This window comes from Sphingomonas sp. R-74633 (genome assembly GCF_013416555.1).
Taxonomy (GTDB): Bacteria; Pseudomonadota; Alphaproteobacteria; order Sphingomonadales; family Sphingomonadaceae; genus Sphingomonas.
Map to the genome: position 1 here is coordinate 584,424 of NZ_JACCFG010000003.1, position 23,783 is coordinate 608,206.

Sequence of the window (23,783 nt, forward strand, 5' to 3'; positions counted from 1 at the left end):
ATGATCACCGATTGGCATTTCTATGCGCTCGCCGTGCCCGCGGTGATCCTCCTCGGCCTCTCCAAGGGCGGGTTCGCCGGGATGGGGGCGCTTTCGCTCCCGTTGCTCGCCTTCGCGATCGATCCGGTACGCGCCGCCGCGATCACCCTGCCGATCCTGATCGCGCAGGACGTGGTCGGCGTCTGGGCGTTCCGCCGTACGGTCGACTGGCGGCTGCTGGCCTGGATGCTCCCTGGCTCGATGCTCGGCATCGCGCTCGGCTATTGGTTCGCGGCGAGTGTTTCCTCGGCCGCGGTGATGGCGATGGTCGGCGCGATTTCGATTCTGTTCGGCGCATATCGCCTCTGGGCCGCGCGCCACAAGACACCGGGCGACACCGCGCACTGGCCCGACTGGATCGGCTCGCTGTTCGGCGTGGCCTCGGGCTTCACCAGCCAGATCGCCCATGCCGGCCAGCCGCCCTTCCAGCTCTGGGTGCTGCCGCGCAACCTGCCGCGCGACCTGCTCGTCGGCACCACCGCGCTGTTCTTCGCGGCGACCAACTGGATCAAGGTCCCGGCCTATTGGGCGCTCGGCCAGTTCACGCCCGCCAACGTCATGACGTCAGCCGCGCTGCTGCCGCTGGCGCTGGTCTCCACCGTCGCCGGTGTGTGGCTGGTGCGAAGGGTCGACGCGGCGCGCTTCTACACCGCGATCTATGTGTTGATGATGCTGGTCGGGGCCGCACTCGTTGCCGAGGCGATTCGCTAGCTCAGTCGAACAGCGAGGAGACCGAGCTTTCGTCCGCGATCCGCTTGATCGCCTCGGCGAGCAAAGGCGCGATCGTCAGATGGCGGATCTTGCTGCTCTCGGCGATCACCGCATGGTTGCCGATCGAGTCGGTGATCACCAGCTCGGTCAGCGCCGATCCGTCGACCCGCGCCACCGCGCCGCCCGAAAGCACGCCGTGGGTACAATAAGCGACCACGCCCTCGGCGCCCGATGCCTTGAGTGCGGCGGCGGCGTTGCACAAGGTGCCGGCCGAATCGACGATGTCGTCGATCAGGATGCAGAAACGCCCTTCGACATTGCCGATGATGTTCATCACTTCGGACTCGCCCGGGCGCTCGCGGCGCTTGTCGACGATGGCGAGCGGCGCATTGTCGAGCCGCTTGGCCAGCGCGCGGGCGCGGACCACGCCGCCCACGTCGGGCGAGACGACCATCCACTGCTTGCCGGGGAAGCGGCTATGGATGTCGGCGCTCATCACCGGCGCGGCGAAGAGATTGTCGGTCGGGATATCGAAGAAACCCTGGATCTGCCCGGCATGCAGGTCGACCGAGAGCACGCGGTCGGCGCCGGCGGTGGTCACCAGGTTGGCAACCAGCTTGGCCGAGATCGGAGTGCGCGGGCCGGGCTTCCGGTCCTGGCGGGCATAGCCGAAATAGGGGAGCACCGCGGTGATGCGCCGCGCCGATGCGCGCTTCAGCGCGTCGACCATGATCAGCATTTCCATGAGGTTGTCGTTCGCCGGGAACGAGGTCGACTGGAGCACGAACACGTCCTCGCCGCGGACATTCTCGAGGATCTCGACGAAGATCTCCTCATCGGCGAAGCGGCGGACGTTGGCCTGCGTCAGCGGAATCTCGAGATACTCGGCGATCGCCTTGGCGAGCGGCGCGTTCGAATTGCCGGCCAACAGTTTCATCGAAAATCTCCCGCGTGTCCCTCGACGCCCCCTTTGTCAGCCGATTCCGGGCGGGGCAAGCCGGGGAATGGCTTATACACGGCAAATGCGCCGGTGGCGTGGGGCTCGCGGCGGGGCTAAGGCCGCTCAATGACCATCGTCACCCGTTTCGCGCCCAGCCCCACCGGCAATCTCCATGTCGGCAATCTGCGCGCCGCGCTCCACAACTGGATGTTCGCGAAAGCCAAGGGCGGCCGCTTCCTGCTGCGCATCGACGATACCGATGGCGAGCGGTCGCAGGAGCATTTCGTCGACTCGATCCGCGCCGACCTCGCCTGGCTGGGTCTCAATCCCGATGGCGAGGCGCGCCAGTCCGCCCGCTTCGATCTTTACGAGGCGCGCTTCGCGGAACTGAAGGCGGCCGGCCGCGTCTATCCGGCCTATGAGACCGCGCAGGAGCTGGAGCTCAAGCGCAAAGTGCTGCTCGGCCGCGGCCTGCCTCCGGTCTATGACCGCAGCGCGCTCGCGCTCAGCGACGAGGACCGCGCCAAACTCGAGGACGAAGGCACCCGCCCGCACTGGCGCTTCAAGCTCGATCATGACGCCATGATCGAATGGGACGACCTGATCCGCGGCCCCCAGCGCTTCGATCCGAAGACGATGAGCGACCCCGTCGTCCGCCGCGCCGACGGTTCCTGGCTCTATCTCCTCCCCTCGGTGATCGACGATATCGACATGGGGATCAGCCATGTGGTGCGTGGAGAGGACCATGTCTCGAACACCGCCAGCCAGCTCCAGATGTTCGCGGCGCTCGGTGCTTCCGCGCCCCGGTTCGCGCACGAGGCATTGCTCACCGGCGCCGAGGGCAAGCTCTCCAAGCGCCTCGGCTCGCTCGGTATCGCGCATTTCCGCGAGGAAGGTATCGAGCCCCAGGCGCTGATCGCCCTGCTCGCCCGGCTGGGCACCAGCGATCCCGTCGAGCCGCTCGTCGACTCCGCCCCGCTGATCGAGGCCTTCGACTTTGCCCGCTTCGGCCGCGCGCCGGCGCGCTTCGACGAGGAGGAGCTCGCCCAGCTCAATGCCCGCATCGTCCACCAGCTCGACTATGCCGCGGTCCGCGACCGGCTCCCCGCGAGCATGACCGAGGCGGGCTGGGCCGCGATCCGCCCCAACCTCACGCGTGTCGCCGAGGCGGCGGACTGGTGGCAGGTGGTCGAGGGGCCGGTGACCGCGACGATCGCCGAGGAAGACCACGCCTTCATCTCCCAGGCCGCCGAAATCGCGGACACCATCGACTGGTCGAACCCGTGGCCCGCGCTCACCGGCGCGCTCAAGGAAGCCACCGGCCGCAAGGGCCGCGCGCTGTTCCTGCCGCTGCGACTCGCGCTTACCGGGCGCGAACATGGCCCCGACATGGCCGCGTTGCTGCCGCTGATCGGCAAGGAAAATGCCTTGGATCGTCTCCGTAGCGGCTGATTCGGGAACTATTTACCCGGGATATGTAATGTTGTATCATCGCTTATGCCGGCCAAAGACCGGCGTTGGAGAAGGAGTGCAACGCCATGTCCACCTATGCCGAAACTGGCTATCAGCCCCGCAAGCCGCGCGCGGTCAGCCTGGGTGCCGCCTTCCTGATCAACGGCGCGATCATCGCCGGAATGATCTATTCGGCGCCCGACTTCGTCAAAACCGTGCTTCCCAGATCAATGGACACCTATAATGTCCGCGATCTGCCGCCGCCGCCGCCGATCGATCCGCCCAAGGAGCAGCCCAAGGTCGAGCAAAAGTCGCCGACCCAGCCGCCCATCACTGCCCCCGATCCGATCCTCAAGACCGACAGCAATCTCGATCTGAAGACCACGGACAAGATTCCCGACGCGCTCCCCGATCCGGTCAAGCCGCTCGATCCCGGCCCTGTCACCCGGGTCGAGCCTCGCGTCGAGCCGGCCCCGCCCCTGATCGGCGCAACCCGCGATGGCCGCGCGGAATTCCAGCCCGAATATCCGGCGTCGGAGCTTCGTCTCCAGCGCGACGGCAGCGTCTCGGTCAAAGTGCTTGTGGGTACCAATGGCCGGGTGAAGGCCGTCGAGCAGCTCAGTGCCACCAGCTCGGCATTCTTCGATGCGACCCGGCGCCAGGCGCTGTCCAAATGGCGCTTCAAGCCGGCGACGCGCGGTGGCGTGGCGCAGGAGACTTGGATGACGCTCACCGTCACTTTCCGGATCCAGGACCAGTAACAGGGCTTGGAGGGGGCGCGGGGGCTGGCTCTCGGGCCCCCGCGCCCCTATCTTCATGCCCGAGATGACCTTCCTGAAGTATATTTCCCCGCTGCGCGCGATTCGCGACCTCCGGCGCTTCCTTGCCCAGCGCAAGCCGCATGAGCTGTGGTTCATGATGCTCTCGATGGGGATCACGCTGGTCGTGCTGTACGTGTTCGTGAAGGACTCGCACGTTCCCACGCCCTACAAGCGCGACATCATCTATGTGCAGCAGTGGCGGCTCGATCGCACCGATGCCGACATCAAGGCGCAGCAGGCCAAGGATCTGCCCGGCGAACTCAAGGCCAAGGCCGATTTCAAGGCACGCCAGGAAAAGCGCGCCGCTGAATTCAAGAAATATGACGATTGGCTGACCAACCACGGCTTCTGAGCGATTCGCGCCGGATGGGCGCCGCGCTGGCTCTGGCCGAGCGCGGGCGGGGCCGGACTGCGCCCAATCCCAATGTCGGCTGCGTCATCGTTCGTGACGGCGTCGTCGTCGGCCGCGGCTGGACCCAGCCGGGCGGTCGCCCCCATGCCGAGGCGAAGGCGCTGGCGGAGGCGGGCGAAAAGTCGCGCGGCGCAACTGTCCATGTCACGCTCGAGCCCTGCGCGCACGCATCCGCGCGCGGCCCGGCCTGCTCTAACCTGCTGATCGAGGCTGGGGTCGCCCGTGTGGTGATCGCACTCGGCGATCCCGATCCGCGAACCAATGGGGCAGGGGCTGCGCGCCTGCGTGCCGCCGGAATCGACGTGACCGAGGGCGTTCGCACCGCCGAAGCGCGCCGCTCGATGGCCGGCTTCCTGACGCGGCTGGAAAAGCGCCGTCCCTTCGTCACGCTCAAGCTCGCGACGTCGCTCGACGGCCAGATCGCGCTCGCTTCGGGCGAAAGCCAGTGGATCACCGGTGCTCAGGCGCGCGCCCACACGCATCTCGAACGCGCCCGGCACGAGGCGATCCTGGTTGGCCGCCGCACGATGGAAGCCGACAATCCCCGGCTCGACGTCCGCCTGCCCGGGCTGGAGGACCGCTCGCCGCGCCGGCTGACGCTTTCCTCGACCGGCGACCTCAAGCGCCCCGAGGACATCGCCACTCTCGAAGCCATCGACCATCTCTTCGTCGAAGGCGGCGCCGAAACCGCCGCCTCCTTTCTCCGCGCCGACCTGGTCGACCGCCTGCTGCTCTATCGCGCTCCGATCCTGATCGGCGCGGGCAAGGCCGCGCTCGGCGATATCGGGCTTACCCGGCTGGGCGATGCGCATGGCCGCTGGAAGCTGCAGGATAGCCGCATGCTTGGCAGTGACAGGATGGAGGTCTACGAGCGCGCGTAATGTTCACGGGAATCGTCACCGATATCGGCACGGTCGAGGCCACGGAGAAGCAGGGTGACCTGCATGTCCGCGTCTCCACCGCCTATGAAACCACAGGCATCGACCTGGGCGCCTCGATCTCCTGTTCGGGCGTATGCCTGACGGTGGTCGACAAGGCTGCTGGCTGGGTGGCGTTCGACGTCTCGGGAGAGACGATCAGCCGCACGGCGAAAGGCATGTGGACCTCGGGCCGCAAGCTCAACCTCGAGCGCGCGCTGCGCCTCGGCGACGAATTGGGCGGGCATATCGTCACCGGCCATGTCGACGGCATCGGCACGGTCAAGTCGATCGAGGAGATCGGCGGCTCGCATCACATCGTGATCCTCGCGGGACCGGAGCTGGCTCCGTACATCGCGCCCAAGGGCTCGATCACCGTCGACGGCGTCTCGCTCACCGTCAATGCGGTTCGCGATACCGATGCCGGTGTCGAATTCGACCTCAACATCATTCCCCACACCGCTTCCGTCACTACATTCGGGGCATTGGAAGCCGGCCAGGCCGTCAATCTCGAGATCGACGTGCTCGCCCGCTATCTGCAGCGTATGGAGTCCCTCCGTGGCAAAGCCTGAACTCGCCCGTCTCAAGCACGGTTTCCTCTCCTCGCCCGAGGAGCTGATCGACGAGGCCCGCAACGGCCGGATGGTCATCCTGGTCGATGACGAGGACCGTGAGAACGAAGGCGATCTCGTCATCCCCGCCCAGATGGCGACTCCCGATGCGGTCAACTTCATGGCGCGTTTCGGACGCGGGCTGATCTGCCTTGCGCTCACCGCCGAGCGTGGGCGCCAGCTGCAACTGGAGCCGATGGCGCGCGTCAACGGCACGCCGCTGGGCACGGCCTTCACCGTCTCGATCGAGGCGAAGGAAGGCATTTCGACCGGTATCTCGGCCGCCGATCGCGCGCGCACCGTCGCGGTGGCGATCGATGCGGCCAACGGCCCCGATGCGATCACCTCGCCCGGCCATGTCTTCCCGCTGATCGCCCGCGACGGCGGCGTCCTCGTCCGCACCGGTCATACCGAGGCGGCGGTCGACCTGGCGCGGCTGGCCGGGCTCAATCCGTCGGGCGTGATCTGCGAGATCATGAAGGACGACGGGACGATGGCCCGTCTCGACGATCTCATCGCCTTCGCGCAATTCCACAACCTCAAGCTCGGCACGATCCGCGACCTGATCGCGTATCGCCGCCGCCACGACCATCTCGTCGAGAAGCGCGCCGAGACGCGCTTCGAAAGCGAGTGGGGCGGCGAGTGGACCGCGATGGCCTTCTGGAACAAGGCGACCGAGAGCGAGCAGGTCGCGCTCGTCAAGGGCAAGATCGATCCGTCCAAGCCGACCCTGGTCCGCATGCACGGCCTCTCGCCCTTCTCCGACATCTTCGGCGAAGGCGGCGATCGCGGCGGGCTGCTGCGCCGCTCGATGGAGATCATCAGCGAAGAGGGCGCGGGCGTGGTCGTGGTGATCAACAAGCCGCGTCCCGACCAGTTCACCATGGCACTCCAAGCGCGTGCCGGCACGCTCGAGCCCAAGGACATGGACGAGCTGCGCGACTATGGCGTCGGCGCGACGATCCTCACCGAACTCGGCGTGCAGGACATGATCCTGCTCACCAACACCCACCACACGCTCGTGGGGCTCGACGGCTATGGCCTGTCGATCGTCGGCGAGCGCCCCATCGACACCGGAGAATGACTTGGCACGTGTACTGATCGTCGAGGCGCGGTTCTACGCGCATCTGAATGACCTGCTGCTCGAGGGTGCACGCGCCGCGATCGAGGAAGCGGGCCACAGCCATGAGACGATCACCGTCCCCGGTGCGCTCGAGATCCCCGGCGCAGTGGCGATGGCCGCCGAGACCGGCCGCTATGACGCATTCGTCGCGCTCGGCGTCGTGATCCGCGGCGAGACCTATCATTTCGAGATCGTCTCGAACGAGAGCGCCCGCGGCCTGATGGCGCTGGCGATGGACTCGCTGCCGATCGGCAACGGCATCCTGACGGTCGAGAATGAGGCGCAGGCACTCACACGCGCCAAGCCCGACGAGAAGGACAAGGGCGGCGAGGCTGCCAAGGCCGCGCTCGCCATGCTGGCGCTCAAAAGCAAGTTCGGCTGAGCGGCATGGACATGCCCCCGACCCGCTACCGTGTAGTGGAGCAGGGGCGTCGTCTCGTCGTCATCGATAACTGGACCGGCGGCCCGGTCCAGAACACGGCGCGCCCGCCGGAAATGCCCGGCGAGCGCCGCCGCGCGCTGCAGGCGCCGCCGCCCGCGCCCGCGCCCGCGCGACCCGCCCCGCGATCCGAACTGCGCGGCCGCTATGCGGGCGGGGAGGGGCTCAGCTTCACCACCGCGCGCTGGTTCGACAATGAAGGCCCACGCACGATCCGCGTCAGTCAGGACGGCCAGACCCAGCTCGGCATAGTCCTGATCGTGATGCTGGTGGTCGGCGGCTTCTTCATCGCGATCATTGGCTGGCCGATCGCGCTGGTGCTCGCGTTCCTCGTGCTGAACCCCAAGGTCCGTGGCGGCCTTCGCACCGCCGCCACGACCTGGCTCACTGCGCTCGACGCGAACGAGGGCTAGGCTGCCACCGGATAGTCCGTGTAGCCCTCGGCCCCGCCGATATAGAAGAAGTCCTCGCGCTGTTCATTGAGCGGCAGCCCCTCGCGCAGGCGGCGCGGCAGGTCCGGATTGGCCAGGAAGGTGCGGCCATAGGCGATCGCATCGGCCTCGCCTGAATCCAGCGCCGCCTGGGCGTCGTCGAGATGATAATCCGAATTGAGGATCAGCGGTCCCTTGAAGACCTTGCGCATCCCCGGATGGACCGGCGGATGATCGGGCTTGCCGCGCGTCCCCGTCGCCCGCGGCTCGCGCATTTCGAGAAAGGCGATGCCGATCTCGTCGAGCGCTGCGGCGGCGGCTTCGAACAAAGGCGCGGGGTTGCTGTCATTGACGCCCTGCACTTCGCCATTGGGCGAGAGGCGCACGCCGGTGCGGTCGCCGCCGATCGTGTCGACCACGCGTTGGGTGACCTCGCGCAGCAGCCGCACGCGGTTGGGGATCGAGCCGCCATATTGATCGTCGCGGAAATTGGCGTTGTCGCGCAGGAAGGTGTCGATCAGATAGCCATTGGCGGCATGGACCTGCACCCCGTCGAACCCGGCGCGGATCGCGTTGTTCGCGGCGCGCGCATAATCGTCGAGCAGGCCCGGGATCTCGTCGGTGCGCAGCGGCCGCGCCTCAGCATAGGGCCGCTTGATCTCGCCGCTCTCCTCGGCTGGATAGGTCCGCACGGTGCCCGGCGCGGTGTTCGCCGAAGCCGCCACCGGCGCTTCGCCGCCGAGGAAATCGGGATGGACCAGCCGCCCCATATGCCAGAGTTGCGCGACGATGCGCCCGCCGGCTGCGTGCACCGCCTCGACCACCGGCTTCCACGCATCGGTCTGCTCGTCCGACCAGAGCCCCGGCGCATAGGCCCAGCCCAGCCCCTGCTGGCTGATGCCCGTCGCCTCGGTGATGATCAGCCCGGCGCTCGCCCGCTGCGCATAATAGTCTGCCATTACCGGCGTCGGCACATGGCCCCGGGTCGCGCGCCCGCGGGTCAGCGGCGCCATCAATATGCGGTTCGGGGCATGGATCGCGCCCAACTGGATCGGATCGAACAGGCTCGGCATTGTCGGCTAATTCCCTAACGACTGTGACGGCAGGAAATAGGGCGCTAAGGGGCCGCATGCATCGCCCCGCGTCCACAAGAAAAGCTACGCCCCCGCAAACCGCCCATGCGTTGCCGATCGCGGCGCTGCTCTGCGGCAATCTCGCGCTCGCCTTCGGCCCGTGGTTCGTGCGGCTGACCGATGTCGGCCCGGTCGCGGCGGGCTTCTGGCGGATCGCGCTGGCGGCACCGATCCTCGTCGCGCTCGCCTTTGCGGTGCAGCGCAAGCCGTTCGCCGCCGCAAAAGGCCTGTGGCTGCCGATCGCGCTGGGCGGCGTCTCCTTCGCGGCCGATCTGGCGAGCTGGCATGTCGGCATCCTCCAGACCACGCTCGCCAACGCCACCTTGTTCGGCAATTCGGCGACGTTGATGTTCCCGATCTACGGCTTCTTCGTCGCGCGCGCCTGGCCGAGCAAGACGCAGGGCCTGGCGCTCGCGCTTGCCGCCGCCGGTGCCGCCTTGCTGCTCGGCCGCTCCTTCCAGCTCTCGCCCAAGCATCTGGTCGGCGACCTGCTCTGCCTGCTCGCGGGCACGCTCTACACCGTCTATTTCGTGCTGATGGCCAGGGCGCGCGCCGCGATGGCGCCGATCCCCACGCTCGCGCTCTCCACGCTCGCCAGCGTGTTCCCGCTGCTGATCGCCGCGCTGCTGCTCGGCGAGAAGGTCTGGCCCGGCCATTGGGGCGTGCTGATCGGCCTGGCGCTGGCCAGCCAGGTGGTGGGGCAGGGGCTGATGATCTACGCGATCGGCCATCTCTCGCCGCTGATCGTCGGCATCGCGCTGCTCACCCAGCCGGTCATCGCTGGCACCGTCGGCTGGATCGTCTATGGCGAGACGCTCGGCCCCGCCGATTTCCTCGGTGCCGTCCTCGTCGCGATCGCGCTGGTACTGGTCCGCAGCGGCGGCCCACGGGTTGCGCCCGAAGCGCAGGAGCCTAAACCGGCATGATGGACCTTCAGGACGCGACTCTCGACGAACTGCGCGCCGCGCTGGCGCCGCAAGTGGCGGCAAACGCCGCGTTCGACGGCTGGAACAACCGCGCGCTCGATGCCGCGGCGGATGCGCTCGGTGTCGATCATGACGTCGCCCGCCTCGCTTTCACCGACGGCCCGGTCGCGATGATCGACGCCTGGTTCGCCGCGATCGATGCCGGCATGCTCGCCCGCTTCACCCCCGAGCAGCTCGCCGCGATGAAGATCCGCGCGCGTATCACGGCGCTGGTCGAAGCCCGGCTCGAGCTCGCCGCTCCCCACCGCGATGCGCTCCGTCGCGCGCTCGCCATCCTTGCCATGCCGCAGAACGTCGCCCGCGGCGCCCAGCTCGGCTGGCGCGCCGCCGATGCGATGTGGCGCGCCGCCGGCGACACCGCGACCGACTATAACCATTATTCCAAGCGCATGACGCTCGGTGCCGTCTATGCCTCGACGATCGCCGTCTTCCTCGACGATGAGAGCGAGGGCCATGCCGATACGCGCGCCTTTCTCGGCCGCCGGATCGAGAACATCATGCAGTTCGAGCGCGCCAAGGCCAAATGGCTGACTCCGCCCGAGCATCGCTTCAGCCTCTCGCGCTTCGTTGGCCGGCTTCGCTACCCCGCGGTATAAAACCGCACTGGCGCACCGCACCCGCAATTGATAATGACTCGCAGCATGAATGCCCCCGCTGCGATTCCCGTGCCGATTCCGCTCGCCAGCCTGCCCCGCCACAAGCCCGGCGCCGTCGCCAGCGTCGATTGGGGCAAGCTGAGCGAGCCCGAGAGCCGGCGCCTGCGCGAGCTCGGGCTGGATGAAGGCGTCGAGGTCGAGCTGCTTCATCGCTCGGGCCTGCTCGGCGGGCCGTTCGCCTGCCGCATCGGCCGCATGACCGTCGCGCTGCGGCGCCACGTCGTTGCTGCCATCCACGTCAGTCCCGGCGCATGAACCCCGCCCCGCTGGTTGCGCTGGTCGGCAATCCCAATGCCGGCAAGAGCGCCCTGTTCAACGCGCTGACCGGTGCGCGGCAGAAGGTCGGCAATTATCCCGGCGTTACCGTCGAGCGCCATGCCGGCCGGCTCGCGCTGCCCGATGGCCGACCGGTCGAGCTGCTCGACCTGCCCGGCACCTACAGCCTCGATCCCTCCTCGCCCGACGAAGCGGTGACCCGCGACGTGCTGTTCGGCAAGCAGGAAGGCGAGAAGCTCCCTGACGGCATCATCGTCGTGGTCGATGCGACCAATCTCGACAATCACCTGCGCTTCACGCTCCAGCTCGCCGCGCTCGGCCTGCCGATGGTTGTCGCGCTCAACATGGTCGACATGGCCGAGCGCGACGGGCTCGTGCTCGACGCCGAGGCACTCGAACGCGAGCTCGGCGTGCCGGTCGTCTCCACCGTCGCCGTGCGCAAGCGCGGGCTCGATGCGCTCAAGGATCGGCTCGCCGAAGTCCTCAAGGGCAATCACAAGTTGCGCGAAGGCGGCGGCGTCCAGCACGACATCGTCGTCCTCCAGCGCCGCGCCCGCCAGATCGCCACGGCGGTCACCGTCTCCGAGACCGCCGCGCGCCGCTGGACGCACCGGATCGACGCGATCGCGCTCCATCCGGTATTCGGCATGGCGATCCTGCTCACGCTGATGTTCGTCATGTTCCAGTCGGTCTTCGCCTGGGCGGCGGCGCCGATGGACGCGATCGAGGCCGGGATGGGCTGGCTCTCCGACACCGTGGCAGCCGCGCTGCCCGATGGCTTCATCCGCGATTTCCTCGTCCAGGGCCTGATCGCCGGCGTCGGCGCGGTCGTCGTCTTCCTGCCGCAGATCCTGATCCTGTTCGCCTTCATCCTGGTGCTGGAGGCGACCGGCTATATGGTCCGCGCCGCTATGTTGATGGACCGGGTGATGGCCAGCGTCGGCCTGTCCGGCCGCGCCTTCATCCCGCTGCTCTCGAGCTTTGCCTGCGCCGTCCCCGGCATCATGGCGACGCGGACGATCTCGGACGACAAGGAGCGGCTCACTACGATCCTGATCGCCCCGCTCACCACCTGCTCCGCGCGCCTGCCGGTCTATGCGATCGTCATCGGTGCGGTGATCCCCGATCGCGCGGTGTTGCCCGGCATCGGATTGCAGGGCCTGGTGCTGTTCGGCCTCTACATCCTCGGCATCCTCGGCGCCTTCTGCGCTGCGCTGTTCCTGCGGCACACGGTGACCAAAGGCGCGACTTCGGGCTTCATGATGGAGATGCCGAAATACCAGATGCCGAGCATCCGCGACGTCGCGCTCGGCCTGTGGCAGCGCGCGATGATCTTTTTGAAGCGCGCGGGCACCACCATCGCCACCACCGTCGCGATCCTCTGGCTGCTCACCACCTTCCCCCAGGCGCCTGCCGGCCAGAAGCAGAGCGAATATTCGATCGCCGGCCGCATCGCGAGCGGGATCGAGGTCGTCGTCAAGCCGATCGGCTTCAACCACGATATCTCGCTGGCGCTCCTCCCCGCGATGGCCGCGCGTGAGGCTGCGGTGGCGGCGATCGGCACCGTCTATGCGGTCGACAATCCCGACGATGCGCAGGGCGAGACGACGATCCGCGACAATATCCGTGCCCGCTGGAGCCTGCCGACCGCGCTCGCCTTCCTGATGTGGTTCGTCTTCGCGCCGCAATGCATCTCGACGATCGCGGTGACGCGGCGCGAGACCAATGGCTGGAAATGGCCGGCGTTCATGATCGGCTATCTCTTCGCGCTCGCCTATGTCGCGGCGGGGCTCACCTATTGGAGCGCGGTGGCGCTGGGGCTCTAGGCCCTTGCAATGTAGGATTTCGCCTGCTTGCCTTGCCGGCCGGGAGCAACTGCCCGGCCGCTCTTTGGCTTGTTGGAAAGATTGGATCATCTGCGCGCAAGAATGTTGCGAGATGCGGCCCGTTTGCCCGAACAGAGTCAAGCCAAGCCGCTGCAAAACCCGCTCCGGGCGTGACCTTCATGTACTTTGACGAGTCGCGCGGCGCCGCGATGTAGGACGTCAGTCGCGCTTCGCGTCGTCGATCACCTTGGCGATCCGCGCCTTCTCGGCAGCCTCGGCCTGCTTCTCGGCCTTGGTGCGGCCGAAGCGCGCGCGATTTTCCTGTGAACGGATCGCCTTGTCCGCCTTCGCCTTGGCCTTCAGCGCCTTGTTGAAGTTGATGATCTCGGCCATATCCTCGGATCAACCGAATAGAGAATAAGAAGCGGAGTTTCCATGGCCGGCAGCGTCAACAAAGTGATCCTGGTGGGCAATCTCGGGCGTGACCCGGAAAGCCGCAGCTTCCAGAACGGCGGCAAGGTGGTCGAGCTGCGCATCGCCACGTCCGAAAGCTGGAAGGACCGCAACTCGGGCGAGCGCAAGGAAAAGACCGAGTGGCACACGGTCAAGGTCTTCAACGAAGGCCTCGCCAATGTCGCCGAGCGTTTCCTGCGCAAGGGCAGCAAGGTCTATATCGAAGGCGCACTGACCACCCGTAAGTGGCAGGACGCCCAAGGCCAAGACCGCTATTCGACCGAGATCGTGCTCCAGGGCTTCAATTCGGTGCTGACCATGCTCGACGGCGCACCGGGTGCCGGCGGCGGCGCCTCGCGCGGCGGTGGCGGGGACGATTGGAACGCGGGCGGCGGCGACGAGTTTGCTGGTCAGTCGTCCAGCCGTGGCGGCGGCAATTTCAACAGCGGCGGCCAGCGCTCGGGCGGCGCGGCGGCCGGTGGCGGCAACAGCTTCGGCGGCGGCTTCCCCGACGATCTGGACGACGACGTTCCGTTCTGAGCCCGGGAGATGAGCTGATGCGTGGTGTGGTGATCGGGCTGGCGTTGCTGGCCGGGGCCTGTGGCGGCCCCAAGACGACCAACGACCCCGCCGCGCAGAATGTCATCGACGCGACCAGCAAGGGCGTGCCCGCCGCAGTTGCCGCGGGCACCTGCGACAGCAAGCCCGACTTCGTGCCGATCTTCAAGGAAGCCAAGGTCATCAGCTGCACCAGCGCCAACGTCACGGTGACGGGCAAGCGCAGCGGTACCGTAATCTACACCGACTTCGCCTCGCCCTCGACGATCCTCACCTGGTCGAAGCAGCAGGCGATCGCCTCGGGTCTGTCGCTCAGCATCGAGGACGGCAAGTCGTTCAGCGCCGGCGAAGGCGACAAGCGCACGCTCAAGGTGATGGCCGAGGCGGGGACCGCGACCACCAACGTCACCGTCAACTGGGGCGTGGCGAACTAGGCTTCCACGATCTCGGCGACGCCGAACTTGCCGGCCTGGTAGTCGATGAACGCCTGGCGGATCTCCGCCTCGCTGTTCATCACGAACGGCCCATGCGCCACGATAGGCTCGTCGATCGGCTCGGCATGGCCGAACAGGAAGAGCGCGGGCTCGGTCGCGGTGATCGTTACGCTGTCGCCGTCGGTCAGTTCGGCGAGGTGGAAATGCTGCACCGCAGTGTCTTCCACGTGGAACATGCCGCGCGCGCAATAAAGAAAGACGTCGCGCCCCTCGAGCCCGTCGAACGTCACGCTGCCGCCGGGCTGCATCTCCACCCAGGTCAGGAACACGCCGGTCAACGACTCGACCACGCCCTTCGCCCCACCAAAGTCACCGGAGATCAGGTGCACTGTCGCACCCTCGGCGCGCACCGCCGGAATCGTCTCCGTCTGCGCGCCGATATAGCGCGGTGCCGTCATCTTCAGCCGCGCGGGCAGGTTCACCCAGAGCTGGAGGATCTCCATCGGCCCGCCGTCGCGCTTGAAGTCGGGCGGCGAGATCTCGGCATGGACGATGCCGCTGCCCGCGGTCATCCACTGGATGCCGCCGGCGCGGATGATGCTGGCATGGCCCGCGCTGTCGGTATGCGCCAGCTCGCCCTCGAGGATGAAGGTTACTGTCTCGAAGCCGCGATGCGGGTGCGGGCCGAACGGCAGCCCGCGATTGTTCGGCGGATAGCTCTGCGGGCCGTGATGATTGAGGAACAGGAAGGCGCCGACATGCCCGATCGCCGGGCCCGGCACCGGCCGCCGCGTGACGAGGTCGCCGATGTCGTCGCGAAACGCCGGATGGACCCGCTTCACCGTCCGCATCGCACTACCTCCTGAGCAGGAACACCGCATGTTCGGCGAACAGATTCGCCATCGCCGACCCACAATGCTGGTCGCCCGACAGGAACCAGCTGCCCTCGATCATGATCCCCCGCTCGGCCACCAGCGCGCGGAAATCGTCGATCGTGACATGGTGGATATTGGGCGTGGCGTACCAGGCGATCGGCAGCAGCCGCGTCACCGGCATCCGCCCGCCGAACAGCAGCGAGGCCCGGACCCGCCAATGCGCGAAGTTGGGGAAGGAGACGAAGGCGTGCTTGCCGATGCGCAGCAGGTTCTCGAGCACCATATCGGGGCGGCGGGTGGTCTGCAGCGTCTGGCTCAGGATGGCATAGTCGAAGCTGCCATCGGGATAGTCGGACAGGTCGGTATCGGCATCGCCCTGCACCACCGAAAGCCCGCGACCTACGGCGGCCGCCACATCGCCCGCGTCGAGCTCAAGCCCGCGCGCGTCGACCTGGCGGGTGTCGCGCAGCGCCGCCATCAGCGCGCCGTCGCCGCAGCCGACATCGAGCACCCGGCTGCCCGCCGCCACGTTCGCCGCGATGATCGCAAGGTCGGGGCGGAGACTCATCGCGTGTAGAGGTCCACATCGTGCCGCTCCATGCAGCGCTCCGGATGCGGGATCGGTGCCCAGCCGAGCTTGGCGTAGAGCGGCTGCATGTCGCGGGTGAACAGCAGCCAGCGCCGCAGGCCCGTCAGCTCAGGATGCGCCTGCACCGCTTCGAGCATCTGCATCGCCACGCCCTTGCCGCGATGGGCGGGCAGCACGAACACATCGGCCAGATAGGCGAAGGTCGCATGATCGGTGATTAGACGGGCAAAGCCGACTTGTTCGTCCTGGCCTGCTTCGTCCTTGGCGAACACGGCGGCACAGAAGCTGTGCTTGATCGAGGCCTCGACGATGTGCCGGGGAATGCCCTTGGCCCAATAGGAGCCGCTCAGGAACGCATGGATCAGGTCGAGGTCGAGCTCGGCCTTGTCGAGCGAGATGCGATAGTCGTTCATGGCTTGCCCGCCTCGAGGAAGCCGCCCAGCACCCGGTCGAGCTCAGGGCTCTCCAGCAGGAAGGCATCATGGCCGAAGGGCGATTTCAGCTCGACGAAGCTCGCCCGCGCGCCGGCAGCGTTGAGTGCATGGACAATCGTGCGCGATTCGGCGGTCGGGTAGAGCCAGTCGGTGTCGAAGCTCACCAGGCAGAAGCGCGTGTCGGCGCCCTTGAAGGCATCGGCGAGCAGCCCGCCATGCTCCTCGGCCAGGTCGAAATAGTCGAGCGCCCGGGTGATGTAGAGATAGGAGTTGGCGTCGAACCGGTCGACGAACGCCAGTCCCTGGTGGCGCAGATAGCTCTCGACCTGGAAGTCCGCGTCGAAGCCGAAGGTCTTGGTCTCGCGGCTCTGCAGCTTGCGCCCGAACTTGGCGGTGAGGCCTGCTTCGGAAAGATAGGTGATGTGCGCCGCCATCCGCGCGACTGCCAGCCCGGCAACGGGCGGATCGTTGGACTCATAATAATCGCCGCCGCGCCACTTCGGGTCGGCCATCACGGCTTGGCGGCCGACTTCGTGGAAGGCGATGTTCTGCGCCGAGTGCCGCGCAGCGCTGGCGATGACGACGGCCGAGGCGACGCGATCCGGGAAGGTCGCTGCCCAGCTCAGTGCCTGCATCCCGCCCATCGACCCGCCGACGACGGCGAAGAGCTTCTCCACCCCGAGATGGTCGAGCAGCATCGCCTGCGCGCGGACCATGTCGCGGATGGTGATCACCGGGAAGCTCATGCCCCAGGGCTTGCTCGTCGCTGGATTGATCGTCGCCGGGCCGGAGGAGCCAAGGCATGAGCCCAGTACGTTTGAGCAGATTACGAAATAACGGTCGGTATCGATCGGCTTGCCCGGCCCGACCATCCGCGCCCACCAGCCGGGCTTGCCGGTGCGCGGGTGGCTGGAGGCGACATGCTGATCGCCGGTCAGCGCGTGGCAGACCAGGATCGCATTGCCGCCATCGGGGGCGAGCGTGCCGTATGTCTCATAACCGATATCGACCGGCGACAGCAGCACGCCGCCGTCGAGGCGCAGCGGCCCCGGCAGCGTCACCGAGCGGCCAGTGCCAAAGCGCGGATCGACGGACATTCCCCGGTCGTTAGGGGCCTGCGCCCGCCGGTTCAAGCGACCTTGGCGTCGATCCGCTTGCCGAGGATCCCCGCTGCGGCCATCCGCCCGGTCTGCGCCGCGCCATTCATATAGCCCGGGAAGGCATCGGAGAGATGCTCGCCGGCGAACCAGACCCGCCCGGCATGCGGCGTTTGATTGCCGCCTTCGTCCTCGACGCAAAGCAGCTTCGAGAAGCGGGTGAGCTGGCCGGGGGCGTAGTTGCAATAGGCACCGAGGGTCAGCGCCTGGGCGTGCCAGTTGGTGCGGGTGAAAGGGCCGGTCGCCGCCTCGATCAGCCCGGGGATTGCCGGTGCGGCGCTGGCGGCGAAGCGCCTGGCCAGTTCCGACGGCGCCTCGCTCTCGGCGCGGAGCACTTCGTCGCCACCCAGGAACCAGGTCCAGACAGGCGAGATCCCTTCCTTGCGGTGGACGCTGCCATCCCAGCCAAGTGCCCAGCCGGCATCGGCATCGGTCTGCCACAGCTCGCCGCCGACCCCCATCGGCTGGCGCCACGGCGTCGCATTGGTGCCCGACTGGACTTTCTCGTTGAAGCCCAGCTCCATCACCTGGATGAAGGCGCGCCATTCGGCGGGGAGCGGCACGCGGAAGTCTATCTGGCGGGTGAGCGGCGCGGGAACCGCGACGATCAGCGTGTCCGCCGTCTCGACCGAACCGTCGAGGAAATGAAGCTTCAGCCCCGATTCAACCCGGAGCAGGCGCCTGCCCGTCGCGATCCGGTCCGAATAATGGGCGGTCATCGCCTCGACCAAAGCCGAGCTGCCGCCCTCGATCACATAGCGCTCATCGGCGCCGCCCAGCACTTCGGCGCGCTCGCCTTCCACTGTCGGCAGGTTGAAGATCAGCTCGATCGCCGAGGCGCGCTTCGGCTCGACGCCATATTCGGTGCGGCTGGTCGCCTCGAGCAATTGCCGCAGCCAGGGCTCGCGAATCAGCCGGGCATGCTTGTCGAGATAATCGTGGATCGACATGCGATCGAGATCGGGCGCCACCCGCGCCTGATCCTTGTCGAGCCGGTCAGCGTCCTTGCCGATCTGCGCGGCGATCGGACGCAGCGCCTCGGCAAGCTCATCGTCGGTGATCAGCCGGCCATTCGCTAGGATCAGCGTGTCGTGCGGCTCGGCCTTGCGGTCGATCAGCGGGAGGTCGAAGCGCTTCAGCAGCGCGTGCATGTCATAATGGTCGGTGTTGACCAGCTGGCCGCCCACTTCGAACGTCCAGTCGCCCGATTTGTGGGTGTACATCCGCCCGCCGGTGCGATTGCGCCCCTCGTAGAGGAACGCGTCGACGCCCGCTTCCCGCAGGTGATGCAGCGCGGTCAGGCCGGCAATGCCGCCGCCGATGATCGCGACGCGACCCGATGGTCGGGCCATGGCGGGGCGGGGCAGGGCGCCCGCGAGCGGTGCCGCCGCCATTGCCTTGAGCACGCCGCGCCGCGTGGCGCCGCTCGTGCCCTTGACCGGCTGCGCCTCACCCGCCGCTTCCAGATTACGTCGTCGCGCCGCTTCCAGTGCGCGCCAGACGATCCCGTTTCCCCGCATTGCCCCTCCTCGGCCTTCGCTTAACCATGAAGCCCTAGTGGCTGACCCTTGCCATCCGGTAACCATTCCGCCAAGCCGCGCGGCCATGACCGCACCTATTCCCAAGCCCTGGATCATGGAAATCGCCCCCTATGTGCCGGGGCGCTCCACTACCGATGACGGCCGCAAGGTGACCAAGCTCTCGTCCAACGAGAATCCGCTCGGCACTTCGCCCAAGGCCCGCGAGGCATTTTTGACCGCCGCGACCAGCCTTGAGCGCTATCCGGACGCCAGCGCCGTCGAGCTGCGCGACACGATCGCCGCCAAATACGGCCTCGATCCTGCGCGGATCATCTATGGCAACGGCTCGGACGAGGTCCTCCACCTCGCCGCCGGCGCGTTCGCCGGTCCGGGCGACGAGATCATCTACGTCCATTACGGCTTCACCGTGTACCCGATCGCCACCCGGCGCGTCGGCGCGATCCCGGTGGTCGCGCCCGATAAGGATTACGCGACCGACGTCGATGCGATTCTTGCCTCGGTGACCGACAAGACCAAGATCGTCTTCGTCGCCAACCCCAACAATCCGACCGGCACCTATGCGCCGCGCGCGGAGATCTTGCGCCTCCACGCCGGACTCCGCAGCGATATCCTGCTCGTCCTCGACCACGCCTATGCCGAGTATATTGAAGGCGACGACGATGACGGCGGCATGGAGCTGGCCCGTACCGCGCCGAACGTGCTGGTGACGCGCACCTTCTCCAAGATGTACGGCCTCGCCGCCGAGCGGATCGGCTGGGGCTATGCCTCGGCGCCGATCATCGAGGCGATGCACCGCATCCGCCTGCCTTTCTCGATCACCATCGCGGGCACTGCGGCGGCCGTCGCGGCGCTGGGCGATGAGGACTTCGTCGCACACACCAAGGCGCACAACGCCAAGTGGCGCCGCTGGTTTGCCGACGAGATCGCCAAGCTGGGCAACAAGGGCCTGCGCGCCGTGCCGAGCCAGGCGAATTTCGTGCTGGTGCTGTTCGAGGGCCAGCTCACCGCCGAGGCGGCATACAAGGGCCTGATGGACGCCGGCTATATCGTCCGCTGGCTGCCCGGCCAAGGGCTGCCGCACGGCCTGCGCATCACCATCGGCACCGAGGAAGAGACGCGCGGCGTGATGGCGTCGCTCCGCAAGATGGCGGGCGAGGACTGATGCTGCCCTTCGCGCGCGTCACCGTCATCGGGCTGGGCCTGATCGGCTCATCGATCGCGCGCGCGGTGCAGCAGCACATGCCGACCGTGCGGGTGACCGGCTATGACGCCGATCCGACCGTGCGCGAGACTGCCGTGCGCATCCAGTTGTGCGACGATATCGCGGACACCGCCGGCACCGCGGTGATCGATGCCGACTTCGTCATCCTTTGCGTCCCCGTCGGCGCGATGGGCGCGGTGGCGGCGGATATCGCCGCGGATCTGCCTGCCGACGCGATCGTCAGCGATGTGGGTTCGTGCAAGGCGAGCGTGGTCGAGGCGGTGCACGCAGCGTTGCCCGACGCCGTCTTCGTCCCCGCTCACCCGGTTGCGGGCACCGAGAATAGCGGACCCGAGGCGGGCTTTGCGACGCTGTTCCACGGCCGCTGGTGCATCGTCACGCCGGTGGAGGGCACTGCCCCGTTCGCCGTCGAGCGCGTCCTCGAATTCTGGCGCCGCCTGGGCGCCGAAGTCGAGACGATGGCCCCCGATCACCACGACCGCGTCCTCGCCGTTACCAGCCATTTGCCGCATCTGATCGCCTATACGATTGTCGGCACCGCATCGGACATGGAGGAAGTCACTCAGTCCGAAGTCATCAAATATTCGGCCGGCGGCTTTCGCGACTTCACGCGCATCGCCGCGTCGGACCCGACGATGTGGCGCGACGTGTTCCTGGCGAACAAGGAAGCGGTGCTCGACATGCTCCAGCGCTTCTCCGAGGATCTCACCGCGCTCCAGCGCGCGATCCGCTGGGGCAAGGGCGACGAGCTGTTCGAACTGTTCAGCCGCACCCGCACGATCCGCCGCTCGATCATCGAGCAGGGCCAGGACGACGCCGCGCCCGATTTCGGGCGCTCGCACGACTAGGCGTTCAGGTCATTGATTCCCGCATGGACCCGGGCCTCGATTTCGGCGCGGGGCAGGCCGGGCGGGATCGGCTCGAGGAAGCGGAAGGTGATTACACCCCGCTTCTTGATCCCGTGCTTGGGCCAGACATGGCCGCTCCTCACGGCGATCGGCACCACCGGCAGGTTGAGCATGCGGTAGAGCCCGGCAAAGCCCGAGCGCAGCTCCGGCGCTTCGCCGGGCTTCACCCGCGTTCCCTCGGGGAAGATCAGCACCGATCGGCCCTCGGCCAGCGCCGCCTTCGCGTCCTTCATCATCGAACGCAGCGCCGCGGCATTGGCCGTACGGTCGGCGATGATGACGCCATAGCGCCTGGCGGCCCAGCCCCAGAGCGGGATCCGCGCCAGCTCGCGCTTCATCACCGTGGCGGGCGAGCCGAGCAGCCGGCTCAACTCCATCGCTTCGAAGATCGCTTCATGCTTGCCGGCGAACAGCACCGGCCCCTTGGGAATCTCGCCCTCGATCCGCACGCGGATCCCCATGATCCAGCGCGCCAGCCAGGTCATCGTCCCCACCCAGGCCATCGCATAAGTCCGGAGCGAATCGCCGCCAAGCAGCGCGACCAGCGGGACAAGCGCTACCAGCACCACCGACAGGCCATAGAAGACGATCGTGAAGAGGATCGTACGCAGCAGGTTCATCAGTTCGCGCCGAGCAGCAGTGCGATTCGCCGCACCAGATATTTGTGATATTCGCGGAACAGCATCGCGAAGCCGGGCTGGCTGCGCACCGGGTCACCGACCACTTCGACGCCGTTCAGCGTGTGCGCCAACTCCATCCGGGCGCGGGGCATGTGCCAGTCGGAGGTCACCAGGCGCACCGTCTTATACTTGTGCTCCCGTACCCACTCCGCCGTCTCCTCGGCGTTGGAACGCGTATCGACCGCCTGCCAGCCAAGATCGACGCAGCAGCGCATCAGCTTGCGGTCGATCTTGTATTCCGCTGCAAACTCGCCGGGGCGCACGTCCGGGTCGACGCCGCTGACCAGCATGCGCTGGGCGTCGCCGGCGCGCAGCACTTCGAGCCCGCGGTCGATCCGCTTCGGGCCGCCGGTCAGCACCACGATCGCATCGGTCTTGCGACCCTCGAGCGGCTTGCCGAGCGACAGCATGAACGCGGCGAAGCCCAGCAGCCAGGCGATCACCACCAAGGCAATCAGGCGCAGGATCACAGCGTACGGCCGAGCGCGCGCAGCACGGTGTTGCGCGCCGCAAAGGTGGCGAGCAGCGCGAAGCCAAGCGGCAGCAGCAGGAGCAGGAACCAGTCGCGCTGCTGCAGCGCCACGCCGCTCAGCATCTCCGAGCCGACCAGCGCCATGCGGGATTGCAGGAACCATACGAGCCCCAGCGCGGCCCCGGTGCCAAGCAGGCCGCCTAGCAGCGTGTCGAACGCGATCCGCCGCTGGAACAGGCGGGCAATCTGGACATCGGTGGAGCCGAGCATGTGGAGCACATCGATGGTGTCGCGGTGCGTGTCCAGCCCCGAACGCGCGGCGAGCAGCACCACGGCGGCGGTCGCGGTGGCGATCAGCAGCATCAGCCCCACCGCGAGCCAGCTCATCGTGGTCATGAAGCTGCGCACCGGCGACAGCCACTGCGCATGCCGGTCGATCCGCGCGCCGGGCACGATCTCGCGCGCGGCCCGCTCGACCGCGCTGGTATTCCCTCCGCGCGTCTCGACGTCGATCATCGCGGGCATCGGCAGGTCGGGATCGAGCCCGGTATCGCCCAGCCAGGGCTTGAGCAGTTCGGCCAGCCGCTGGCGGTCGACTTCCTGCGCGCGCACTACCCCGGGCAGCTTGGAGACGGCGATGCGGATATCCCGCGCCTCGCCGTCACGTACCGTGGCATTGGGTTCAACGATCTGGATGGTCAGCCGTCCGGCGAGCTGGCGGTCGAGTTGCGCGGTCGCGGCGAACATGCCGAGGCCCAGCGCGCCGGCGAGCACGGTGAGGAACAGCATGATCGCCATGATCCAGGTCATGGCGCGTGTCCGCCGGCTCTCGTCGAGCAGGCGCCGGTCGGGTGCATTGGGGTTGAGGCTCAGCTTCACTGCGCGCCTCGCGGCGGGTTGCGCAGCGCGCCGGTGGGATCGTTGAGCCGGCCCTTCTCGAGCCGCATCATGTGCGCGTTGGGGATGCGGTTGAGCAGATGGAAGTCGTGCGTCGCCACCACCACGGTGGTGCCGAGGCGATTGAGGCTGTCGAACAGATGGAGCAGCCGCTCGGCCATGTCGGGATCGACATTGCCGGTGGGTTCGTCGGCGACGAGCAGTTCGGGCCGGGCGATCACCGCACGGGCGATCGCGATGCGCTGCTGCTCGCCGCCCGAAAGCGTCGGCGGCTTGGCGCGGCCGCGATCGGTGAGCCCGACCCAGGCGAGCATCTCGCGCACCGGCGCCTCGATATCGCTCTCCGACACGCCGGCGACGCGCAGGGGCAGGGCGATATTGTCATAGGCGGAAAGATGCGGGACCAGCCGGAAGTCCTGGAAGACCACGCCGATGCGGCGGCGGAAGCCGGGCAGGCGGGCGCGGGGCAGGGCGCCCGCATCCTCGCCGAACAGCCGCACCGTGCCGCGGCTCGGCCGCTGGGCAAGGTAGAGCAGCTTGAGGAGTGACGTCTTGCCTGCGCCCGAGGGGCCGGTGAGGAAATAGAAGCTGCCGGTGTTCAGCGAGAAGCTGACATCCGAGAGAGTCTCGTCGCCCGAACCATAGCGCAGGCCGACATTCTCGAATTGAACGATGCTGGCCATCTGGCTCCCGGCGCTTCCCCTGTGCCAGCCATCGCACAGGGATTTGACGGGCTCAAGCACGGTGCTTGCCGCTGTGTCCCGATCGACACCATTGCCGAAGAAGCTGG

29 protein-coding genes are annotated in these 23,783 nt (G+C 67.5%); 17 read left to right on the forward strand and 12 right to left on the reverse strand.

The genetic code is table 11. The features are described 5' to 3' along the window. The gene (locus HZY97_RS13025; protein ID WP_180144194.1) at positions 1 to 750 is read left to right on the forward strand and encodes a sulfite exporter TauE/SafE family protein; all 750 of its coding nucleotides are present in this window, start codon (positions 1 to 3) and stop codon (positions 748 to 750) included. A gap of 1 nt (position 751) precedes the next feature. Here HZY97_RS13025 and HZY97_RS13030 read toward each other — a convergent pair whose 3' ends face one another. Next, positions 752 to 1,687 (reverse strand): ribose-phosphate pyrophosphokinase, encoded by a 936-nt coding sequence (locus HZY97_RS13030; RefSeq protein WP_180144197.1) that lies wholly within the window; start codon positions 1,685 to 1,687, stop codon positions 752 to 754. Between the two features lie 129 nt (positions 1,688 to 1,816). On the opposite strand from HZY97_RS13030, the gene gltX reads away from it, so the two are divergent. The 8 genes from gltX to HZY97_RS13070 all read left to right on the forward strand — a co-directional run bounded on the left by gltX (position 1,817) and on the right by HZY97_RS13070 (position 7,878). Next, positions 1,817 to 3,142 (forward strand): glutamate--tRNA ligase, encoded by a 1,326-nt coding sequence (gene gltX, locus HZY97_RS13035; protein WP_180144199.1) that lies wholly within the window; start codon positions 1,817 to 1,819, stop codon positions 3,140 to 3,142. Between the two features lie 86 nt (positions 3,143 to 3,228). After that, positions 3,229 to 3,903, forward strand: a complete 675-nt coding sequence (locus HZY97_RS13040) for an energy transducer TonB (protein ID WP_180144200.1) — start codon at positions 3,229 to 3,231, stop codon at positions 3,901 to 3,903. A 55-nt stretch (positions 3,904 to 3,958) separates the two neighbouring features. After that, on the forward strand, positions 3,959 to 4,315 hold the full coding sequence (locus HZY97_RS13045; protein WP_257215034.1) for a hypothetical protein: 357 nt from the start codon (positions 3,959 to 3,961) through the stop codon (positions 4,313 to 4,315). Positions 4,316 to 4,329: 14 nt separating this feature from the next. Then, entirely contained in the window at positions 4,330 to 5,256 is a 927-nt protein-coding gene (gene ribD, locus HZY97_RS13050) for a bifunctional diaminohydroxyphosphoribosylaminopyrimidine deaminase/5-amino-6-(5-phosphoribosylamino)uracil reductase RibD (RefSeq protein ID WP_180144621.1), read from the forward strand. Then, positions 5,256 to 5,864, forward strand: coding sequence for a riboflavin synthase (locus tag HZY97_RS13055; RefSeq protein ID WP_180144202.1), 609 nt, complete (start codon positions 5,256 to 5,258; stop codon positions 5,862 to 5,864). Before ribD ends, HZY97_RS13055 begins: the two co-directional genes overlap by 1 nt. Then, positions 5,851 to 6,987, forward strand: a complete 1,137-nt coding sequence (ribB, locus tag HZY97_RS13060) for a 3,4-dihydroxy-2-butanone-4-phosphate synthase (protein ID WP_180144204.1) — start codon at positions 5,851 to 5,853, stop codon at positions 6,985 to 6,987. The genes HZY97_RS13055 and ribB overlap by 14 nt, the downstream gene beginning before the upstream one ends. A 1-nt stretch (position 6,988) precedes the next feature. Beyond that, positions 6,989 to 7,408, forward strand: a complete 420-nt coding sequence (ribH, locus tag HZY97_RS13065; RefSeq protein WP_180144206.1) for a 6,7-dimethyl-8-ribityllumazine synthase — start codon at positions 6,989 to 6,991, stop codon at positions 7,406 to 7,408. A 5-nt stretch (positions 7,409 to 7,413) separates the two neighbouring features. Then, positions 7,414 to 7,878 carry a hypothetical protein gene (locus tag HZY97_RS13070; protein ID WP_180144209.1) on the forward strand — a complete coding sequence of 155 codons (465 nt, stop codon included), beginning with the start codon at positions 7,414 to 7,416 and terminating at the stop codon, positions 7,876 to 7,878. Here the strand turns inward: HZY97_RS13070 and HZY97_RS13075 are convergent. Beyond that, complete coding sequence (locus tag HZY97_RS13075; protein ID WP_180144212.1) at positions 7,875 to 8,969, reverse strand: alkene reductase; 1,095 nt, start codon at positions 8,967 to 8,969, stop codon at positions 7,875 to 7,877. The two genes, HZY97_RS13070 and HZY97_RS13075, sit on opposite strands and share 4 nt — an antisense overlap. Before the next feature lie 56 nt (positions 8,970 to 9,025). Here HZY97_RS13075 and HZY97_RS13080 point away from each other — a divergent pair, with 56 nt between their 5' ends. The 4 genes from HZY97_RS13080 to HZY97_RS13095 are packed head-to-tail and all read left to right on the forward strand — an operon-like array spanning position 9,026 to position 12,773. Further along, positions 9,026 to 9,955, forward strand: a complete 930-nt coding sequence (locus HZY97_RS13080) for a DMT family transporter (RefSeq protein ID WP_180144215.1) — start codon at positions 9,026 to 9,028, stop codon at positions 9,953 to 9,955. Continuing rightward, complete coding sequence (locus HZY97_RS13085; protein ID WP_180144624.1) at positions 9,955 to 10,611, forward strand: COQ9 family protein; 657 nt, start codon at positions 9,955 to 9,957, stop codon at positions 10,609 to 10,611. The genes HZY97_RS13080 and HZY97_RS13085 overlap by 1 nt, the downstream gene beginning before the upstream one ends. A gap of 45 nt (positions 10,612 to 10,656) precedes the next feature. Continuing rightward, entirely contained in the window at positions 10,657 to 10,926 is a 270-nt protein-coding gene (locus tag HZY97_RS13090) for a FeoA family protein (RefSeq protein WP_180144218.1), read from the forward strand. Next, entirely contained in the window at positions 10,923 to 12,773 is a 1,851-nt protein-coding gene (locus HZY97_RS13095) for a ferrous iron transporter B (protein ID WP_180144222.1), read from the forward strand. The genes HZY97_RS13090 and HZY97_RS13095 overlap by 4 nt, the downstream gene beginning before the upstream one ends. A 219-nt stretch (positions 12,774 to 12,992) precedes the next feature. Here HZY97_RS13095 and HZY97_RS13100 read toward each other — a convergent pair whose 3' ends face one another. Continuing rightward, positions 12,993 to 13,166: a DUF4169 family protein gene (locus HZY97_RS13100; RefSeq protein WP_180144231.1), complete on the reverse strand. Its 174-nt coding sequence runs from the start codon at positions 13,164 to 13,166 to the stop codon at positions 12,993 to 12,995. A 42-nt stretch (positions 13,167 to 13,208) separates the two neighbouring features. Here HZY97_RS13100 and ssb point away from each other — a divergent pair, with 42 nt between their 5' ends. Both ssb and HZY97_RS13110 read left to right on the forward strand, forming a co-directional pair. Next, a complete protein-coding gene (ssb, locus tag HZY97_RS13105; RefSeq protein ID WP_180144234.1) occupies positions 13,209 to 13,766 on the forward strand; it encodes a single-stranded DNA-binding protein in 558 nt (185 codons plus the stop codon). A gap of 17 nt (positions 13,767 to 13,783) precedes the next feature. Continuing rightward, positions 13,784 to 14,218, forward strand: a complete 435-nt coding sequence (locus HZY97_RS13110; protein WP_180144237.1) for a hypothetical protein — start codon at positions 13,784 to 13,786, stop codon at positions 14,216 to 14,218. Here HZY97_RS13110 and HZY97_RS13115 read toward each other — a convergent pair. Genes HZY97_RS13115 through HZY97_RS13135 form a run of 5 tightly spaced genes read right to left on the reverse strand, consistent with a single transcriptional unit; the run spans position 14,215 to position 18,793 of the window. Then, a complete protein-coding gene (locus HZY97_RS13115) occupies positions 14,215 to 15,069 on the reverse strand; it encodes a pirin family protein (RefSeq protein ID WP_180144240.1) in 855 nt (284 codons plus the stop codon). The genes HZY97_RS13110 and HZY97_RS13115 overlap by 4 nt on opposite strands. Before the next feature lie 4 nt (positions 15,070 to 15,073). Continuing rightward, complete coding sequence (metW, locus tag HZY97_RS13120; RefSeq protein ID WP_180144243.1) at positions 15,074 to 15,661, reverse strand: methionine biosynthesis protein MetW; 588 nt, start codon at positions 15,659 to 15,661, stop codon at positions 15,074 to 15,076. After that, entirely contained in the window at positions 15,658 to 16,095 is a 438-nt protein-coding gene (locus HZY97_RS13125; RefSeq protein WP_180144246.1) for a GNAT family N-acetyltransferase, read from the reverse strand. The genes metW and HZY97_RS13125 overlap by 4 nt, the downstream gene beginning before the upstream one ends. Beyond that, positions 16,092 to 17,213, reverse strand: a complete 1,122-nt coding sequence (locus HZY97_RS13130; protein ID WP_180144249.1) for a homoserine O-acetyltransferase — start codon at positions 17,211 to 17,213, stop codon at positions 16,092 to 16,094. Before HZY97_RS13130 ends, HZY97_RS13125 begins: the two co-directional genes overlap by 4 nt. A gap of 32 nt (positions 17,214 to 17,245) precedes the next feature. Then, positions 17,246 to 18,793: an NAD(P)/FAD-dependent oxidoreductase gene (locus tag HZY97_RS13135; RefSeq protein WP_180144253.1), complete on the reverse strand. Its 1,548-nt coding sequence runs from the start codon at positions 18,791 to 18,793 to the stop codon at positions 17,246 to 17,248. Between the two features lie 85 nt (positions 18,794 to 18,878). Here HZY97_RS13135 and hisC point away from each other — a divergent pair, with 85 nt between their 5' ends. Together hisC and HZY97_RS13145 are read left to right on the forward strand one after the other, a co-directional pair. After that, positions 18,879 to 19,976: a histidinol-phosphate transaminase gene (gene hisC / locus HZY97_RS13140; protein ID WP_180144256.1), complete on the forward strand. Its 1,098-nt coding sequence runs from the start codon at positions 18,879 to 18,881 to the stop codon at positions 19,974 to 19,976. Beyond that, a complete protein-coding gene (locus tag HZY97_RS13145; RefSeq protein ID WP_180144259.1) occupies positions 19,976 to 20,884 on the forward strand; it encodes a prephenate/arogenate dehydrogenase family protein in 909 nt (302 codons plus the stop codon). The genes hisC and HZY97_RS13145 overlap by 1 nt, the downstream gene beginning before the upstream one ends. Here HZY97_RS13145 and HZY97_RS13150 read toward each other — a convergent pair. Genes HZY97_RS13150 through ftsE form a run of 4 tightly spaced genes read right to left on the reverse strand, consistent with a single transcriptional unit; the run spans position 20,881 to position 23,676 of the window. Further along, positions 20,881 to 21,564, reverse strand: a complete 684-nt coding sequence (locus HZY97_RS13150) for a 1-acyl-sn-glycerol-3-phosphate acyltransferase (protein WP_180144262.1) — start codon at positions 21,562 to 21,564, stop codon at positions 20,881 to 20,883. The genes HZY97_RS13145 and HZY97_RS13150 overlap by 4 nt on opposite strands. After that, the gene (locus HZY97_RS13155) at positions 21,564 to 22,094 is read right to left on the reverse strand and encodes a YdcF family protein (RefSeq protein WP_180144265.1); all 531 of its coding nucleotides are present in this window, start codon (positions 22,092 to 22,094) and stop codon (positions 21,564 to 21,566) included. Before HZY97_RS13155 ends, HZY97_RS13150 begins: the two co-directional genes overlap by 1 nt. After that, positions 22,091 to 22,975, reverse strand: a complete 885-nt coding sequence (locus HZY97_RS13160) for an FtsX-like permease family protein (RefSeq protein ID WP_180144267.1) — start codon at positions 22,973 to 22,975, stop codon at positions 22,091 to 22,093. Before HZY97_RS13160 ends, HZY97_RS13155 begins: the two co-directional genes overlap by 4 nt. Next, positions 22,972 to 23,676, reverse strand: a complete 705-nt coding sequence (ftsE, locus tag HZY97_RS13165) for a cell division ATP-binding protein FtsE (protein ID WP_180144269.1) — start codon at positions 23,674 to 23,676, stop codon at positions 22,972 to 22,974. The genes HZY97_RS13160 and ftsE overlap by 4 nt, the downstream gene beginning before the upstream one ends. Positions 23,677 to 23,783 lie beyond the last annotated feature (107 nt).

What these genes read in the sequence shown, in the direction of transcription:
- HZY97_RS13025 (WP_180144194.1), top strand. Translation starts at nt 1, where the DNA reads ATGATCACCGATTGGCATTTCTATGCGCTCGCCGTGCCCGCGGTGATC.
- HZY97_RS13030 (WP_180144197.1), bottom strand. Translation starts at nt 1,687, where the DNA reads ATGAAACTGTTGGCCGGCAATTCGAACGCGCCGCTCGCCAAGGCGATC.
- gltX (WP_180144199.1), top strand. Translation starts at nt 1,817, where the DNA reads ATGACCATCGTCACCCGTTTCGCGCCCAGCCCCACCGGCAATCTCCAT.
- HZY97_RS13040 (WP_180144200.1), top strand. Translation starts at nt 3,229, where the DNA reads ATGTCCACCTATGCCGAAACTGGCTATCAGCCCCGCAAGCCGCGCGCG.
- HZY97_RS13045 (WP_257215034.1), top strand. Translation starts at nt 3,959, where the DNA reads ATGCCCGAGATGACCTTCCTGAAGTATATTTCCCCGCTGCGCGCGATT.
- ribD (WP_180144621.1), top strand. Translation starts at nt 4,330, where the DNA reads ATGGGCGCCGCGCTGGCTCTGGCCGAGCGCGGGCGGGGCCGGACTGCG.
- HZY97_RS13055 (WP_180144202.1), top strand. Translation starts at nt 5,256, where the DNA reads ATGTTCACGGGAATCGTCACCGATATCGGCACGGTCGAGGCCACGGAG.
- HZY97_RS13070 (WP_180144209.1), top strand. Translation starts at nt 7,414, where the DNA reads ATGGACATGCCCCCGACCCGCTACCGTGTAGTGGAGCAGGGGCGTCGT.
- HZY97_RS13075 (WP_180144212.1), bottom strand. Translation starts at nt 8,969, where the DNA reads ATGCCGAGCCTGTTCGATCCGATCCAGTTGGGCGCGATCCATGCCCCG.
- HZY97_RS13080 (WP_180144215.1), top strand. Translation starts at nt 9,026, where the DNA reads ATGCATCGCCCCGCGTCCACAAGAAAAGCTACGCCCCCGCAAACCGCC.
- HZY97_RS13085 (WP_180144624.1), top strand. Translation starts at nt 9,955, where the DNA reads ATGGACCTTCAGGACGCGACTCTCGACGAACTGCGCGCCGCGCTGGCG.
- HZY97_RS13090 (WP_180144218.1), top strand. Translation starts at nt 10,657, where the DNA reads ATGAATGCCCCCGCTGCGATTCCCGTGCCGATTCCGCTCGCCAGCCTG.
- HZY97_RS13095 (WP_180144222.1), top strand. Translation starts at nt 10,923, where the DNA reads ATGAACCCCGCCCCGCTGGTTGCGCTGGTCGGCAATCCCAATGCCGGC.
- HZY97_RS13100 (WP_180144231.1), bottom strand. Translation starts at nt 13,166, where the DNA reads ATGGCCGAGATCATCAACTTCAACAAGGCGCTGAAGGCCAAGGCGAAG.
- ssb (WP_180144234.1), top strand. Translation starts at nt 13,209, where the DNA reads ATGGCCGGCAGCGTCAACAAAGTGATCCTGGTGGGCAATCTCGGGCGT.
- HZY97_RS13110 (WP_180144237.1), top strand. Translation starts at nt 13,784, where the DNA reads ATGCGTGGTGTGGTGATCGGGCTGGCGTTGCTGGCCGGGGCCTGTGGC.
- HZY97_RS13115 (WP_180144240.1), bottom strand. Translation starts at nt 15,069, where the DNA reads ATGCGGACGGTGAAGCGGGTCCATCCGGCGTTTCGCGACGACATCGGC.
- metW (WP_180144243.1), bottom strand. Translation starts at nt 15,661, where the DNA reads ATGAGTCTCCGCCCCGACCTTGCGATCATCGCGGCGAACGTGGCGGCG.
- HZY97_RS13125 (WP_180144246.1), bottom strand. Translation starts at nt 16,095, where the DNA reads ATGAACGACTATCGCATCTCGCTCGACAAGGCCGAGCTCGACCTCGAC.
- HZY97_RS13130 (WP_180144249.1), bottom strand. Translation starts at nt 17,213, where the DNA reads ATGTCCGTCGATCCGCGCTTTGGCACTGGCCGCTCGGTGACGCTGCCG.
- HZY97_RS13135 (WP_180144253.1), bottom strand. Translation starts at nt 18,793, where the DNA reads ATGCGGGGAAACGGGATCGTCTGGCGCGCACTGGAAGCGGCGCGACGA.
- hisC (WP_180144256.1), top strand. Translation starts at nt 18,879, where the DNA reads ATGACCGCACCTATTCCCAAGCCCTGGATCATGGAAATCGCCCCCTAT.
- HZY97_RS13145 (WP_180144259.1), top strand. Translation starts at nt 19,976, where the DNA reads ATGCTGCCCTTCGCGCGCGTCACCGTCATCGGGCTGGGCCTGATCGGC.
- HZY97_RS13150 (WP_180144262.1), bottom strand. Translation starts at nt 21,564, where the DNA reads ATGAACCTGCTGCGTACGATCCTCTTCACGATCGTCTTCTATGGCCTG.
- ftsE (WP_180144269.1), bottom strand. Translation starts at nt 23,676, where the DNA reads ATGGCCAGCATCGTTCAATTCGAGAATGTCGGCCTGCGCTATGGTTCG.